The organism is Pseudoalteromonas sp. ABV4_021 (assembly GCF_056159365.1).
Map to the genome: position 1 here is coordinate 1,470,286 of NZ_JBSWVB010000001.1, position 16,760 is coordinate 1,487,045.

The 16,760-nt window shown below is 40.8% G+C and carries 15 protein-coding genes; 6 read left to right on the forward strand and 9 right to left on the reverse strand.

Features of this window, described 5'->3' with window-relative positions:
• The first annotated feature begins 14 nt into the window (after positions 1–14).
• From ACXAFE_RS06980 to ACXAFE_RS06995, 4 genes are all read left to right on the forward strand, one after another.
• Positions 15–674: an IPT/TIG domain-containing protein gene (locus tag ACXAFE_RS06980; RefSeq protein WP_475150503.1), complete on the forward strand. Its 660-nt coding sequence runs from the start codon at positions 15–17 to the stop codon at positions 672–674.
• A 256-nt stretch (positions 675–930) separates the two neighbouring features.
• Complete coding sequence (locus ACXAFE_RS06985) at positions 931–1,512, forward strand: LemA family protein (RefSeq protein ID WP_475150506.1); 582 nt, start codon at positions 931–933, stop codon at positions 1,510–1,512.
• 30 nt (positions 1,513–1,542) lie between these two features.
• Positions 1,543–2,625, forward strand: a complete 1,083-nt coding sequence (locus ACXAFE_RS06990; protein WP_475150510.1) for a DUF3137 domain-containing protein — start codon at positions 1,543–1,545, stop codon at positions 2,623–2,625.
• Between the two features lie 83 nt (positions 2,626–2,708).
• The gene (locus ACXAFE_RS06995) at positions 2,709–3,116 is read left to right on the forward strand and encodes a hypothetical protein (RefSeq protein WP_475150513.1); all 408 of its coding nucleotides are present in this window, start codon (positions 2,709–2,711) and stop codon (positions 3,114–3,116) included.
• Between the two features lie 50 nt (positions 3,117–3,166).
• Here the strand turns inward: ACXAFE_RS06995 and asnB are convergent, their stop codons facing one another.
• From asnB to ACXAFE_RS07040, 9 genes are all read right to left on the reverse strand, one after another.
• The gene (gene asnB / locus ACXAFE_RS07000; protein WP_475150516.1) at positions 3,167–4,828 is read right to left on the reverse strand and encodes an asparagine synthase B; all 1,662 of its coding nucleotides are present in this window, start codon (positions 4,826–4,828) and stop codon (positions 3,167–3,169) included.
• 606 nt (positions 4,829–5,434) lie between these two features.
• Positions 5,435–6,091, reverse strand: coding sequence for a CoA transferase subunit B (locus ACXAFE_RS07005; RefSeq protein ID WP_475150519.1), 657 nt, complete (start codon positions 6,089–6,091; stop codon positions 5,435–5,437).
• An 8-nt stretch (positions 6,092–6,099) separates the two neighbouring features.
• Positions 6,100–6,798, reverse strand: a complete 699-nt coding sequence (locus tag ACXAFE_RS07010) for a CoA transferase subunit A (protein ID WP_010560120.1) — start codon at positions 6,796–6,798, stop codon at positions 6,100–6,102.
• A 34-nt stretch (positions 6,799–6,832) separates the two neighbouring features.
• The gene (locus ACXAFE_RS07015; protein WP_475150523.1) at positions 6,833–7,732 is read right to left on the reverse strand and encodes a hydroxymethylglutaryl-CoA lyase; all 900 of its coding nucleotides are present in this window, start codon (positions 7,730–7,732) and stop codon (positions 6,833–6,835) included.
• A complete protein-coding gene (locus ACXAFE_RS07020) occupies positions 7,732–9,693 on the reverse strand; it encodes an acetyl/propionyl/methylcrotonyl-CoA carboxylase subunit alpha (protein WP_475150525.1) in 1,962 nt (653 codons plus the stop codon). The genes ACXAFE_RS07015 and ACXAFE_RS07020 overlap by 1 nt, the downstream gene beginning before the upstream one ends.
• 11 nt (positions 9,694–9,704) lie before the next feature.
• Positions 9,705–10,472 carry an enoyl-CoA hydratase/isomerase family protein gene (locus ACXAFE_RS07025; RefSeq protein ID WP_475150528.1) on the reverse strand — a complete coding sequence of 256 codons (768 nt, stop codon included), beginning with the start codon at positions 10,470–10,472 and terminating at the stop codon, positions 9,705–9,707.
• 9 nt (positions 10,473–10,481) lie between these two features.
• A complete protein-coding gene (locus ACXAFE_RS07030; protein WP_475150531.1) occupies positions 10,482–12,089 on the reverse strand; it encodes a carboxyl transferase domain-containing protein in 1,608 nt (535 codons plus the stop codon).
• Between the two features lie 8 nt (positions 12,090–12,097).
• Positions 12,098–13,273: an isovaleryl-CoA dehydrogenase gene (locus ACXAFE_RS07035; protein WP_100913354.1), complete on the reverse strand. Its 1,176-nt coding sequence runs from the start codon at positions 13,271–13,273 to the stop codon at positions 12,098–12,100.
• Between the two features lie 48 nt (positions 13,274–13,321).
• Positions 13,322–13,720: a MerR family transcriptional regulator gene (locus ACXAFE_RS07040; protein ID WP_010560114.1), complete on the reverse strand. Its 399-nt coding sequence runs from the start codon at positions 13,718–13,720 to the stop codon at positions 13,322–13,324.
• A gap of 287 nt (positions 13,721–14,007) precedes the next feature.
• Between ACXAFE_RS07040 and ACXAFE_RS07045 the strand changes: the two genes are divergently transcribed.
• Positions 14,008–15,204 carry an acetyl-CoA C-acyltransferase gene (locus ACXAFE_RS07045; protein WP_475150536.1) on the forward strand — a complete coding sequence of 399 codons (1,197 nt, stop codon included), beginning with the start codon at positions 14,008–14,010 and terminating at the stop codon, positions 15,202–15,204.
• 51 nt (positions 15,205–15,255) lie between these two features.
• Positions 15,256–16,746, forward strand: a complete 1,491-nt coding sequence (locus ACXAFE_RS07050; protein WP_475150538.1) for a CoA-acylating methylmalonate-semialdehyde dehydrogenase — start codon at positions 15,256–15,258, stop codon at positions 16,744–16,746.
• The last annotated feature ends 14 nt before the right edge of the window (positions 16,747–16,760 follow it).

Sequence of the window (16,760 nt, forward strand, 5' to 3'; positions counted from 1 at the left end):
AATTTGAGTTAATTATGAGAAGTTATGTTATCGCTATTATTACGGGTTGTTTGTTTTGTGCACATGCATTTGCATCAGACAGTGATAACGATAAAGTACTTGATACCTTTGATTTAAACCCATCTTCTAAAGTAAAGCCGTTTGCTAAAGGTTTTATTCAAATAAATGAATTGGGTGGTAATTTTAACAATGTGATTGAAAAAGGGCGCTATCGTTTTGGTGATGCAATTACGATAATAGGTGATAATTTCAGTGCGTTAAACGACCCAGTTGTAGTTGTGTATCAACACAATAATGTATTTAACTTTAAACCTAGTTCCGTAAGCGCTAATCAATTAACCTTTAATTTTGATGTGCCAAAAGGCAAGTATGCCTTGTTCATTTACGACGCTGATAGCAAAACAAATGAAATGAAAGTCGATGCGTTTAATAACGCGTCTCCGCTTATTTTTGGTCACAGTGAAATATCGCTTAGTAAAGGCAAGCCGTTTACCTTAAACGGCGTTGGTTTTACTAAAGACAGCAAAATTGTCATTGGCGCATTAAAAGTAACCCCGTCAAACGTCACCAGTACACAAATACAATTTGATGTTCCCAATAACGCTGCAGGTCTGCAGTTATACGTCGAAAATGCATCCTCAAAAAGTAACATTGTGCGAATTGTTAGTTATTAAAAACTGTTGATTTTTTTTTATGATTGCTTATCGCAGTTTGAATAGCGTATCGGATTTGGCGTAATTTCGAACGTAGCGGGATAATACGATTAATAAGAGCTAAAATAGAGCAGCAAAAATCAACATACCTGAGATATAGGTAATTTAAAATGATGTACCTAAATGTTAAGGTATTGGTTGAAATCTAGACGGGCTTTGCTAAGTCATACACAAGCCCGTTTATTAAAAGGATTGATAACGTTAAAAGGAAAGAATTATGTCTGAATTTCTCACAGCAAACTGGTTGCTCATTTCAATTTTAGTCGTATTTATTGTTATTTTTTATGCGTGGTATGTCTCAATAATAACCAAACGCAACGCGATGGAAGAAGCGTTCTCTGGCATTGATGTGCAACTTAAAAAACGTACCGACTTAATTCCAAATGTATTAGCAATCGCTAAAAAATTTATGAAGCACGAAAAGGAGCTACTTGAAGAAGTTACCCGTTTGCGAACTGATGTATTAAATGCGGCCAGCAGCAATAACAACGAACAACGTTTTAAACTTGAAGGTCAGTTAGAAAACTCACTATCTGGTTTGATGATTGCGGTAGAAAATTACCCAGAGCTAAAATCTGATGCCACCATGCTTGATGCGCAGCGTACCTATGCCGATGTAGAAGCGCATATATCCGCAGCAAGACGTAATTTTAATAGCGCTAATCGTGTATTACGTAACGCAATTCAAGTGTTTCCAGGCAACATCATTGCCGCCATGGTTGGTGTGAAAGCGATGGCATTTTTTGAAATTTCTGAATCTGAACGACAGCCGGTTAACGCCGCAGAACTTTTAAACTAGTTACGGGCTTTATAGCAACAAGGAGAGTTTATGTCATCGGATAAACATGAGTTTGCAGATTTTTTGTCGAAAGAAATAAAAGGGTATATTGACGCATTGTCATTACGTTTCAGACGTCATAAAAAAAATGCTACCGATGTACCAGCATCAGACACTTTAAAAAACACGTTTGAACATGAGATCAAACCTAAGTTAGATCTCATTGAACAGCAACGAGATTCGTTTAACAGCGAGTTTGAAAAGCGAAAGCGCCTGCTTAATTTTAAAGTGTTTCCTGCAGTGGTAATTTTTGTTTTGTTAGTTGTTGCGCTAGGGGGCGATGGTAGTTTCTTTTCTACACTTATATTTGCGTTTTGTATTGGCACCAGTTGGGCGTATAAACCAGCGCTTGATTATATCCACTTTTACAAACGAAACGTGATGCCGATATTAGTTAAAATGTATGGTGAATTTAGTTATTCACTGACCTCAGAAATCAAAAAAGACGAGATTAAAAAGCTCGCAATCTCACCTAGTTTTGACCACATTGAAACAGAAGATAGCATTGTTGGCGAGCTTGATAATATAGGCTTTCAATTTTGTGAACTAAAGCTCGAGCGCAGTGGTAATAATGGCCGACACACAATGTTTAAAGGCTGTATGGTTAAGTTAACCATGCCATTTAATTTTAATTCACATACTATCGTTCAGCAAGACCGAGGCAAAGTTGCAAATTGGCTAACAAAAGACCCCAAAGCAACACAAAAGGTAGAATTAGAAAACAACTACTTTGAACAAGCGTTCGACGTATTTTCAACTGATCAAGTGCTTGCTCGCTACATACTTACGCCAGTGATGATGGAACAGATCCTCGCGCTTTACACCATGTTTATGAAAAAAGCCGATGCACAAAGCTTTGAGTGTGAATTTATTGATAACACAGCGATATTTTTAATTAGTTATAAAGCTAACCTGATTGAACCTGCTTGGATAAGTCAGTCAGCATACGATATTGATGCGTTACCACTGATTGAGCAAGAGCTTGAATTATTAACCTCTATATCAAAACAACTTAACCTTGATTTAATGGCTGCACGAAAAGTGTCAAGTGCACAAATGGCTGTAAATCAATAATCGTTTGTGTGTTTTATTTATGGTTTTATTGCTAGAGCGCTTGATATTAAAGGCGCTCTTTTTATGTAAAGGGGTATTACACAATGCAAAACAATATGCGTAACTTAGCCTTTATGACTCTATTTAGCGCGTTAATTGGTTGCAGTTCACATGTTGAAAATCAACTAACGGTTTCGGGTTTGGCTTTTTACAACGACAGCAACGAAACCATTGAAAATATAACGCTCAAAGTAACAGAGACTGGAAAAATGGTGAGTTGCACGCTTGTAGAGCCAAAGCGTTATTGTGCGACGGGTTTTCCGCAAACATATTATAAAAATGCGAAGCTCTCTCTTAGCTGGCAAGTTTCGGGAAATAACGCAGTAACCAATGAGGTTGTATTTATTAAACCCGTTCCTATTGATAGTGATATAAGTTACATAGCGGTTATAAAATTTAATTCAAATAAAGGCTTAGACGCGTTTTTCACTAAAAACCTAAGACCGTTTTAAATAAAAAAGCCCGACAATTCGGGCTTTTTCATGTTTTATAAAGTGAATTATTAATACGCTTCGTTATGAACGCCCGCTGCACGACCTGATGGATCGGCGTTGTTCTTAAAGCTTTCATCCCACTCAAGAGCCGCTTCGGTAGAACAAGCAACAGACTTACCATGTGGGACAGTTTTCGCTGCAGCATCACCTGGAAAGTGCTCTTCAAAAATTGAGCGGTAGTAATAGGCTTCTTTTGTTTGTGGCGTGTTAATCGGGTACTTAAACGCAGCAGCTTCCATCATTTGGTCACTTACGATTGATTCAACATGCTCTTTTAATGTGTCAATCCAGCTGTAACCAACGCCATCTGAAAACTGCTCTTTTTGACGCCATAATACTTCATCTGGTAAATAGCCATCGAATGCTTCACGAATAATGTGTTTCTCGATTTTACCGTCTTTACACATTTTACCTTCAGGGTTGATACGCATTGCGGTATCAACAAATTCTTTATCTAAAAATGGTACACGCGCTTCAACACCCCAAGCTGCCATCGATTTGTTTGCACGTAAACAATCGAATTGGTGTAACTTACTTACTTTACGGTTTAGTTCATCATGGAACTCTTTCGCATTGGGCGCTTTGTGGAAATATAAATATCCGCCAAATAACTCATCTGCACCTTCGCCCGACAACACCATTTTAATGCCCATGGCTTTAATATAACGTGCCATTAAATACATCGGTGTAGACGCACGAATAGTAGTCACATCGTATGTTTCTATGTGGTAGATGACTTCTTTAAGCGCATCGATACCTTGCTGAATTGTAAAGGTAATAGGGTGGTGTACTGTGCCAATACTATCTGCAACTTTTTGCGCAGCGGCTAGATCAGGCGAGCCTTCTAAGCCAATAGAAAAAGAGTGTAACTGAGGCCACCAAGCACTTGATTCATCGTTATCCTCAACACGCTTAGCAGCAAACATTTGCGTGATTGCTGAGATTACCGATGAATCTAAACCGCCCGATAATAGTACGCCGTAAGGCACATCACACATCAATTGACGTTTAACTGCCGCTTCTAAGCCTTCTTTTACATCGCTTACTTTTGCTTCGTTATCTTTTACCGCATCATAACTTTGCCAGTCACGTGCGTAATAAGGGCGAATTTCACCGTCTTGACTCCATAAGTAATGACCCGGAGGAAACTCCTCAATAGTTTTACAAATAGGTGCAAGTGCCTTCATTTCAGATGCAACATAAAAGTTACCATGCTCATCATGACCGGTATAAAGTGGAATAATACCAATGTGGTCACGGCCAATTAAATAAGCGTCTTTTTCTTCATCGTATAAACAAAATGCAAAAATACCGTTTAAGTCATCTAAGAATTCAGGCCCTTTTTGTTTATAAAGTGCTAGTAAAACTTCACAATCTGATTCAGTTTGAAATTCAAAGTCTACGGCTAAATCTTGTTTTAATTGCTTGTGGTTATAAATTTCACCGTTTACTGCCAGTACATGTGTTTGCTCTGGGTTATAAAGTGGTTGCGCGCCACTTGAAACACCAACAATGGCTAAACGCTCGTGCACCAAGATTGCTTTTTCTGATGAATATACGCCCGACCAATCTGGGCCACGGTGACGAAGTAACTTCGACATTTCGATTGCTTGTGAGCGCAGCTTTGCTGCATCTGATTTAATGTCTAGTACGCCAAAAATTGAACACATACTTCTTTCCTCATTCCTGTCAATTTTTCTTATCTTGGATAAGTTTGTTAATTAATTTGTACCAAACCAAAAAACAAATGTCACATCAAAATGAACAAAAAACAACGATTAAGCGAATTGATTGTGAATTCGTTAAAAATTAAAGCTATCACTGGCTGTATTGTTAATGATTAACGATAAATTGCAATAAATATTGTTAAATCGATAATTTGGTGTGTTTTTCGCACAAAAAAGTGTTTTTGAGCAAGTTTATGCAGTTAATCAAAAAACTAGATTTTGGCTTTAACAAAGACTTTCATTAGCCTTGTAATGCGACGTGATTAATACCAATTCACTTAAATAGCTGATCATTCTAGCGGGTTAAATATCATGCTAACTGCGTTTGAATTTATCAATGTAGAGCAACTACATAAGAAAAATTCAGCCTTGTTATCATTTCATTTATCCAGCGCTACCTCTGATCACATACTTAACAGAATTGGTATAATTTATGAAGTCGTTTTGTCGATAGGGTTAAAAGAAAAAACCCCTCAATTGAGGGGTTTTTGTTGGGTTTCTCAGTGTTCATTACACCGGGAATGAGGAACTGTTTCTGTGTTAAGCGGTTTACACTGTCATCTCAGGTATGTCACCTTCAACGATTAATTTGCCAGCCGTTTTACTGATAATTTCATCAACGCTTACACCTGGTGCGCGCTCTAATAAATAAAAAGCACCGTCTTTAACTTCTAACACAGCTAAATCAGTAACGATTTTCTTAACGCAGTTAACACCTGTCAGTGGTAACGTACATGATTCAAGTAACTTTGATTCACCGTGTTTATTGGCGTGGGTCATGGTAACGACAATATTTTTTGCACCTGCAACTAAATCCATTGCGCCACCCATACCTTTAACAAGCTTTTTGGGGATCATCCAAGAAGCAATATTTCCTTGTTGATCAACCTCAAAGGCACCAAGTACTGTTAAATCTACATGACCACCACGGATCATTGCAAAGCTTTCGGCACTATTAAATATTGCCGCACCTGTGGCTGCTGTAACGGTTTCTTTACCCGCGTTGATCATATCCGCATCAACTTGGTCACGAGTAGGGTATGGCCCCATACCTAATAAGCCATTTTCAGACTGCAGCATGACTTCGATACCATCGGGTACATAGTTAGCAACCAAGGTAGGAATACCAATGCCTAAATTAACGTAATAACCGTCTTGTAGTTCTTGTGCAACACGCATTGCAACTTGTTCTCTTGATAACGCCATGTTGCCTCCTAGTCTTTTGTAGTTACACGTTCGATGCGTTTTTCAAAGTTACCTTTAATCACGCGGTTAACATAAATGCCTGGGGTATGGATTTCGCTTGGTGATAGTTCACCTGGCTCAACAATCTCTTCCACTTCAGCTACTGTGATTTTACCCGCCGTTGCGGCCATAGGGTTAAAGTTCATTGCTGTGTGTCGAAACACTAAATTACCGTAACGATCTGCTTTCCACGCTTTTACAATGGCAAATTCACCGGTAATTGACTCTTCAAGAATATACGGGCGCCCATCAAATTCTTTAACTTCTTTGCCTTCAGCTACCGGTGTACCGTAACCCGTTGCGGTATAAAACGCAGGGATACCCGCACCGCCAGCACGCATTTTTTCAGCGAGTGTGCCTTGTGGCGTGAGCTCAACTTCAATTTCACCATTTAGCAATTGCTGTTCAAAAATAGCATTTTCACCAACGTATGATGCGATGATTTTTTTTATTTGCTTATCGTGTAATAAAATACCTAAGCCAAAATCATCTACACCACAGTTATTTGAAACCACGGTAAGATCAGTGGTTTTTCTACGTTTAATTTCTGCGATTAAGCCCTCTGGAATACCACATAAGCCAAATCCGCCTGCGATAACAGTATCGCCGTCTTTAATGCCTTCAAGTGCGTCTTGATAATTGTCGACGACCTTATTAAAACCTGCCATAAAATTCTCCTGAACGAGTAGGGCGAGAAATCGGTTAAGTTAGTTTGGCTTTTAATGCCAGTGAAACTTTACTTGTTGGTTGTTTATTTAATGCTTCACTAATTTGCCAACCTGCTTGGGCTAGCATTTCTAAATCAATTCCATGCTCAATGCCAAGTCCATTAAGCATATAAATTAAATCCTCAGTGGCAAGATTTCCTGACGCACCAGCGGCATAAGGGCAGCCACCAAGGCCAGCAACTGCGCTGTCCACTGTTTTAATGCCCATATTAAGCGCGGTATATACGTTAGCAAGCGCTTGTCCGTAAGTGTCATGGAAGTGTACAGCTAACTTGTCAGCTGAAACTTGCTCAAGCAGAGCGTTTAATAATTGTTCGGTAGAATGCGGTGTGCCTACACCTATAGTGTCGCCAAGTGATACTTCGTAACAACCCATAGATAACAGCTTTTTGGTTACTTTTACAACATTGTCAAGGCTAACATCACCATCATATGGGCAACCCATAACACACGACACATAACCACGTACTGGAATATTATGTTGCTTAGCAAAATCCATCACAGGTTGAAAACGTGTTATAGATTCATCAATCGAACAATTAATGTTTTTTTGAGTAAAGGCTTCGCTTGCTGCGGTAAAAATTGCAAACTCATTTGCGCCTGCGCTAAATGCAAGCTCAGCGCCTTTTAAATTAGGTGTAAGTGCGCTGAATGTAGAGAGTGCACTTTTATCAATTTGCGCTAAAACCTCGTCTGAATCTGCCATTTGTGGCACCCATTTGGGTGACACAAATGCGCCGGCTTCAAGATGCTTAACGCCAGCTTTTGCAAGCGCGTTAATCAGCAATACTTTATCTTGTGTTGATACCGCGCTTTCATTTTGCAAGCCATCACGTGCGCCTACTTCAACTACTTTTACAAACTTTGGTTGCATTACGCTTCCTCAACTTTAGCAAGTAGGTCACCGTGCGACACAAGATCGCCCTCAGCAAAATAAAATTGACTTAACTGGCCATCAAATGGTGCTGTTAAGGTGTATTCCATTTTCATCGCTTCGATAATGATAACGGCATCACCTTGTTTAAGGTTATCGCCAACGCTTGCCACTTGCTTGACTACTGTGCCATTAAGGGGGGCTTGTAAACTATTACCATCGTTTTGCTTTTCAGCAACATAGTGCTTACTTTTTAATGTAAATTGGTGGGTGTTACCACTGTGCATAATCGCAATAGATTGCTCATCTAATACAAACTTTGCCGTGTGTTTTTCACCGTTGATAAATGCGGTGAGGTTATTACCGTTAAAATCGGCATTTACAGCAAAACTCTCATTACCGTAAACCAAGGTCATAGCATCGTTATTGCGTCGACATTCAAGATTAAAATCAACAAATGGCAAGGTGTAATGGTTACTGGCATTTAAGCTAAATGCGGTGAGCGTATTCCAAGGTGATGTACTTGTTTTACACGTATTTGCATTAATATAAACAAGCGCTGCCATTATTAATTGCAGAGTCTGTTCATGTTCATCTTTTTGCGTCAGTTCATTAATGTGATCATCAATAAAATGGGTGCTAGTTGGGCTTTCAATAAAACTAGGGTGATTTGCTAAGGTATGCAAAAAGCTCACATTAGTCGCAACACCTGAAATAGCTGTTTTCTCAAGGGCAAGTGAAAGCTGACGCAGCGCAACGTTGCGGTTTGCACCATGCACTATCAGTTTTGCAATCATAGGATCGTAAAATGCAGAGATCTCAGAGCCTTCAATCACACCGGTATCGATTCTTACCGCTGAAAGATCACTTGCATGCTCATTTGGCATATCAAATAGAGTTAACACACCCGAAGATGGCATAAAGTCATCACTTGGCTCTTCTGCGTAAATACGTGCTTCAAAGGCATGGCCAGAAATCACCACTTGGTCTTGCTCTAGCGGTAGCGGCTCGTTACTAGCAACGGCTAATTGCCATTCAACTAAATCTTGACCCACCACACACTCTGTAACAGGGTGTTCTACTTGCAAGCGTGTATTCATCTCCATAAAGAAGAATTCATCGCCACACAATAAGAATTCAACGGTACCTGCGCCTTTATAGTTAATTTTTTTAGCGCAGCGTACCGCCGCTTCTCCCATTTCTTTTCGAAGCTCAGCGCTTAAACCAGGCGCTGGGGCTTCTTCAATCACTTTTTGGTGACGACGCTGCAGTGTACAGTCGCGATCGCCTAAATAAATACAGTTACCGAAGTTATCTGCAAACACTTGTACTTCTACGTGACGCGGCGCCTCAACATAGCGTTCAATCAGCACTTTATCGTTGCCAAAACCTGCAAGTGCTTCACGCTTTGCACCTTCTAACTCTTTGTTAAATGATGCGCTATCGCGCACCACACGCATGCCTTTACCGCCACCGCCATAGGTCGCTTTAATTAAAACGGGAAAACCTACTTTTTCCGCTTCTGTAAGTAAAAATGCTGGGTCTTGGTTTTCACCATAGTAACCTGGTACAAGCGGCACATTAGCTTCAAACATCAGCTCTTTTGAGCGTGATTTTGACCCCATTGCGTTAATTGCTTCACTGCTTGGGCCGATAAAAATAATATTATTTTGCTCGCACTTATCAGCAAAGTGCGTATTTTCTGATAAAAAGCCATAGCCTGGGTGAATAGCATTTACGCCAGCTTTAAGCGCAACATTAATAATTTTATCGCCATCTAAATACGATTCACGACTTGGTGCAGCGCCAATATGGTAGGCCTCATCCGCTGCTTTTACATGCTCTGCATGAATATCAGCGTCAGAATAAACCGCAACAGTTTTAATGCCTAAACGACGTGCTGTTTTGATAATGCGACACGCAATTTCACCGCGGTTTGCTATTAAAAGTTTATTAATCATGGTGATGCTCTCTATTGCCAGCTTGGTTTGCGTTTATCAAAAAAGGCTTGCAGACCTTCTTGTCCTTCATCCGATACACGAATTTGGGCAATACGTTCTGCTGTTAGTTGTCGTAAATCGTCATCTATCGGTTTGTTTGCTACATCACAAATCAACTGTTTTGCTTGCTTTGTAGCCTCAGGTCCGTTTTGTAAAATTGCATGAAGTAGGGTGTCGAGTGTATCTTCAGGTGAATCTGATACTTCATGAACTAAACCAAGGGCAAGTGCTTTATCGGAAAAGAATACTTCAGCCGTTTGGAAATAACGGCGCGCTTGACGCTCACCAATTGCATTAATCACATACGGGCTTATCACGGCTGGGATCAGGCCTAGTTTTACTTCACTTAGGCAAAATTTCGCTTTTTCATCGGCCACAGCAATATCACAACAGGCAATTAAACCAAGTGCACCACCGAAAGCCGCGCCTTGCACTAAACACAGGGTAGGCACTTTGGTTTCAAACAGTACCTGCATTAAACGCGCAAGTTCCATTGAATCCGCGACGTTATCTTCAAGCGTATTCGAGACCATGGATTTCATCCAGTTCAAATCAGCACCTGCACTAAAATGCTTACCTTCGCCTTTTAAAACTAACGCGCGAATATCCAATGTGTTGGCATATTCAATTTGTTGAATTAGTTGTGCAATGGTGTGTGCGTCAAATGCGTTATGTACTTCGCTGCGTTCAATTGTAAGGGTCGCAACTTTTTGTTTTGTTATTGTTAAGGTTACAGACATCTCTTACTCCTACATTCTAAATACGCCGAACTTCGATTCTTGCTCTGGTGCATTTTTCGCTGCACTTAAAGCAAGACCGAGTACGTTTCGTGTTTCAGCAGGGTCGATGATGCCATCATCCCATAATCGTGCACTGGCATAATACGGATGACCTTGTTCTTCATACTGCGCAATAATTGGCTTTTTAAATGCGGTAACTTCATCGTCGCTCATTTCAAGCCCTTTACGTTTTAAACCATCTTGTTTTACTTGGGTTAATACGCCAGCGGCTTGCTCGCCACCCATTACTGAAATACGGGCATTTGGCCACATCCACATCATGGTTGGCTCAAATGCGCGACCACACATACCGTAGTTTCCTGCGCCGTACGAGCCACCAATTAAAATGGTGAATTTTGGCACATCGGCGCAGCTCACAGCTGTCACCATTTTAGCGCCGTGTTTTGCAATACCTTCTGCTTCGTATTTTTTACCCACCATAAAGCCGGTTATATTTTGTAAGAACACCAATGGAATATTGCGCTGGGCACAAAGTTGAATAAAATGCGCGCCTTTTTGTGCAGATTCTGAGAAAAGAATACCGTTGTTGGCAACAATACCCACAGGCATACCAAAAATCTCAGCAAAGCCAGTAACTAATGTTTCGCCAAAGTATTGTTTAAATTCATCAAACGAAGAATCATCGACAACACGGGCAATCACTTCACGAACATCAAATGGTTTTTTAAGATCGGTACCCACAATGCCGTAAATTTCTTTCGCATCATAACGAGGTGCTTTGAAATTTGTTAAAATTGGTGTGGTAGGGCGTGTATGGTTTAAACGCGACACACATTGGCGTGCAATTGAAAGGGCATGCTCATCATTTTCAGCGTAGTGATCGGCAACACCGGATGTTTTACAGTGTACATCAGCGCCGCCAAGTTCTTCGGCTGATACTTCTTCACCTGTAGCTGCTTTTACAAGCGGTGGACCTGCTAAAAATATGGTACCTTGCTCTTTTACGATAATACTTTCATCAGCCATTGCTGGCACATAAGCGCCACCTGCGGTACATAAGCCCATTACCACAGCAATTTGCGGAATACCTTTTGCTGACATACGGCTTTGGTTATAGAAAATACGGCCAAAGTGCAGTTTATCTGGGAACACCTCGTCTTGCTCAGGCAAGTTAGCACCACCTGAATCAACAAGATAAATACATGGAAGATGACAACGTTCTGCAATTTCTTGCGCACGCAGATGTTTTTTAACGGTAATAGGGAAGTAAGTACCGCCTTTAACCGTTGCGTCGTTGGCGATGATCATACATTCAACGCCTTTAACGCGTCCAATGCCTGCTACCACACCTGCACATGGGATTTGTTCTGGATACACACCAAATGCTGCAAATTGCGATACTTCTAAAAACGGTGAACCTTCGTCTAATAAACAATTAATGCGGTCACGCACAAATAACTTACCACGACTGCGATGACGTTCAACTAAGCGTTCGCCGCCACCTTGGGTTATTTCTTTCGTTTTAGCTTTTAAGTCATCAACAAGTGCCTGCATTGATTCAGCTTTTGCTAAAAAGTCTGAATCAAGCGGGTTAATATTTGAAGTTAAAATGGTCATGGCACTTCCTATTTACTTTCGTTAAATAGTTCACGACCAATCAACATACGGCGAATTTCAGATGTACCCGCACCAATTTCATAAAGTTTTGCGTCACGCAGTAATCGGCCTGTGGCATATTCATTGATGTAGCCATTTCCACCTAGAATTTGAATTGCATCAAGTGCCATTTTGGTAGCAAGCTCTGCGGCATATAAAATTGCACCAGCAGCATCTTTACGGGTTGTTTCACCACGATCGCACGCTTTTGCAACGGTATAAACGTATGAACGCGCGGCATTCATTTGCGTGTACATGTCGGCAATTTTTCCTTGAATCAACTGGAAATTACCAATTTCAGTGTTAAATTGCTTACGCTCATGAATGTAAGGTACAACAATGTCCATACATGCTTGCATAATGCCAAGTGGACCACCTGCAAGCACAACACGCTCATAGTCAAGACCACTCATCAGTACTTTTACACCTTGGTTTAATTCGCCAAGAATGTTTTCTTCTGGTACTTCACAATCTTCAAACACAAGCTCACACGTGTTTGAACCGCGCATGCCTAGCTTATCGAGTTTTTGTGCTTGGCTAAAACCAGGGTATGATTTTTCAACGATGAAGGCTGTAATGCCTTTCGGGCCCGCTTCTAAATCTGTTTTTGCGTAAATAACAAAGGTATCTGCATCTGGACCATTGGTGATCCACATTTTATTACCGTTAAGAATGTATTTATCGCCACGCTTTTCGGCTTTTAATCGCATTGAAACAACGTCTGAACCAGAATTTGGTTCACTCATCGCAAGTGCACCAATATGCTCACCAGAAATAAGTTTTGGTAAATATTTTTCTTTTTGCGCTTGGTTACCGTTACGAGCAATTTGGTTTACACATAAATTTGAATGTGCACCGTAGCTTAAACCAATAGATGCACTGGCACGGCTGATTTCTTCCATTGCAATTACATGTTCAAGGTAACCGAGGTTTGAACCGCCAAACTCTTCATCAACGGTTAAGCCCAATAAACCCATTTCACCAAACTTTGGCCAAAGCTCATTTGGGAACATATTGTCGATATCAGTTTTTTCTGCGAGTGGGGCAATTTCGTTGGTTGCAAAACTATTTACGTGGTCACGGATCATATCGGCTGTTTCACCAAGACCAAAATTTAATTCTTTATAAAGAGAAACGGTGCTCATTGTGTGTATCCTATTGATGTGTTGTTGTCATAAGGTGTGATTATTATTTTAAGCGTCGTCTAAGTTTTTGAGCGTGTCTCGACAGCGTCGTTCAGCGGTAACGAGTTCCATTAAAACAACTTTAATGTCATCCATTTGCTGTTCTAAATGTGCTTTTTTATCAGAGATTAACTCAAGCATAATTTTAAGTTGAGTTGCACTTGATTTGTCGGCATCATATAGCTCAAACAAACGACCTGTTTCAGCTAGCGTAAATCCAAGGCGTTTACCGCGTAAGATCAGTTTTAAGCGCACTTTATCGCGTTTGCTATAGATACGTGTTTGCCCTTGACGGCGGGGCGTAACCAAACCTTGGTCTTCATAAAAACGAATGCTTCTAGTTGTTATGTCAAATTCTTTTGCAAGTTCGCTAATACTAAAGGTCTGTTCTGTATTTTCTGTACTCATCTAAACTACACCTCATTAATTTGGTAATTAACTATAAGTGAAGTTTACGTAAAGGTAAAGCTGCGGGCTAGCTTAAGGTGTTTATGTTAGCTAATTAGTCTTAGATTAGCGGGGTAAACACTTCACTACTTTCAAAGCACACCAGCCTTACCGGACTAATTTCATTACATAATTACTCTTCATTGTCATTATTTCTTAACACTATAAAAGGTATGACATCTAGATTTACGTTTGCGTAAACGTAATTTTTATGTATGCTGAAAACATATAAATTTTGGAGATAACAAATGTCTGTTGAAAATTCTCAAATCGATCCGGTTGTAATTGTGAGTGCAAAACGCACTGCAATGGGCGGCTTTATGGGTGCATTATCATCGGTAAATGCAACTGATTTAGGTGCTACAGCTATTAAGAGTAGTATTGAAGACTGTGGTTTGGACCTTGATAAGATTGATGAAGTCATTATGGGCTGCGTATTACCTGCAGGTCTTGGCCAAGCACCAGCACGTCAAGCAATGATAAAAGCAGGCCTTAATTTAGCAACAGGCGCAACAACGATTAATAAAGTATGCGGTTCAGGCTTAAAAGCAGCGATGTTAGCCCATGATTTAATTAAAGCAGACAGCATAAACGTTGCTGTTGCAGGCGGTATGGAAAGCATGAGTAATGCGCCTTACTTCTTACCAAAAGCGCGTGGCGGTTTCCGCATGGGCCATGGTGAAATTAAAGATCATATGATGGCCGATGGTTTAGAAGATGCATACGACAACAAAGCAATGGGCTGCTTTGCACAAGAAACGGCTGATAAGTTCGGCTTAACCCGTGATGATATGGATGCATTTGCTATTTCGTCTCTATCAAAAGCCAACGCTGCAATTGAAAGTGGTGCTTTTGAAGCTGAAATTGCGCCGCATACCTATGCGAGTCGTAAAGGTGATGTGACAGTAGCAATTGATGAGCAGCCAGGTAATGCGCGTCCTGAGAAAATTCCAAGTCTACGCGCTGCATTTGCAAAAGATGGCACCATCACAGCAGCAAACTCATCGTCTATTTCTGACGGTGCAGCGTCACTTGTATTAATGAAAGCATCTAAAGCAACAGAGCTTGGTTTAACACCACTGTGTGAAATTAAAGCACATGCAACCAATTCACATATTCCAGCCGAATTTACGACAGCGCCAATTGGTGCGATGGAAAAAGTGCTGGACAAAGCGGGCTGGTCGAAAGAAGACGTTGATCTTTGGGAAATTAACGAAGCATTTGCCATGGTGACGATGCTTGCTATTAACGAAATGCAACTTGATAACAATAAAGTAAATGTGAATGGCGGTGCATGTGCACTTGGTCACCCAATTGGCGCAAGTGGCGCGCGTATTTTAGTAACGCTTATTCATGCACTTAAAAACCGTGGCCTAAATAAAGGCGTGGCATCACTGTGTATTGGTGGTGGTGAAGCGGTCGCAATGGCAATCGAAGTAAAATAATTAAAAATTAAAGGCGCGTTTATGCGCCTTTTTTTATTGGGGAGAAGAATAATGGTAAAGGTTCCTGTATATATTAACGGCGAAATGCGCCAATCGGAATCAAATGAATGGTTAGATGTTGTTAATCCGGCTAACCAAGAAGTGCTGGCACAAGTGCCACTCGCAACAGACAGTGAGATTGATGAAGCAATTGCGTCTGCTAAAGAAACGTTTAAAACGTGGAAAGACGTACCAGTAACAGAACGTGCACGCATTATGATGCGTTACGCAGCACTTTTAAAAGAACACCACGACGAGCTAGCAACCATTATTTGCCACGAGTTAGGCAAAACCTTTGAAGATGCAAAAGGTGATGTGTGGCGCGGTATTGAAGTTGTTGAACAAGCAGCTAACGCGCCTGCATTAATGATGGGTGAAACCGTTGAAAACGTAGCGCGTAACATCGATACCTATTCGTATATGCAGCCACTTGGTGTGTGTGCAGGGATTACTCCGTTTAACTTTCCTGCAATGATCCCACTTTGGATGTTCCCAATGGCGATTGTTTGCGGTAACACCTTTATTTTAAAACCGTCTGAGCAAGATCCACTTACGCCAATGCGTTTAGTTGAACTGTTTGAAGAAGCTGGCGCACCTAAAGGTGTTCTTCAAGTAATTCACGGCACAAAACACCAAGTTGACCGTATTTTAGACGAGCCAAGTGTGCGTGCAATTTCATTTGTTGGTTCATGTGGTGTTGGTGAATACATCTATTCACGTGGTACAGCGAATCTTAAGCGTGTTCAAGCCTGTGTTGGCGCTAAAAACCACATGGTAATTATGCCTGATGCGAAAAAAGAGCGTGCTATTTCAAACCTTGTTGGTGCATCCGTTGGTGCCGCTGGTCAGCGCTGTATGGGTATTTCAGTTGCTGTATTTGTTGGTCAATCAAAAGAATGGATTAACGAATTAAAAGAAGAATTTACTAAAGTACGTCCAGGCGTTTGGAACGACCCAGAAGCAGCCTATGGTCCTCAAACGTCGCCACAAGCAAAAGCACGTATTTTATCAATTATTGAAAGTGGTAAAGCGCAAGGTGCAACCTGTTTAATTGATGGCTCTGAATTTGTTGTTGAAGGTTATGACAAAGGTAACTGGGTAGGCCCAACGTTATTTACTGATGTAACGCGTGAAATGGACTTATACAAAGAAGAAATTTTCGGCCCTGTGCTTGCGTGTATTTGCGTTGATACGTTAGATGAAGCAATCCAAATCATCAACGAAAGCCCATACGGTAATGGTACGTCTTTATTTACTGCTTGCGGTGCAGCAGCGCGTAAATTCCAGCATGAAATTGAAGTAGGGCAAGTTGGTATTAATGTGCCAATTCCGGTACCACTCCCTTTCTTCTCATTTACAGGATGGAAAGGCTCATTTTACGGTGACCAACACACCTATGGTAAACAAGGTGTTCGTTTTTACACTGAGACTAAAACAATTACTGCACGCTGGTTTGAAGATGATATCGCAACCGGTCCTAATATGAGTATCAACCTACGATAAGGCATTTGCCTTAT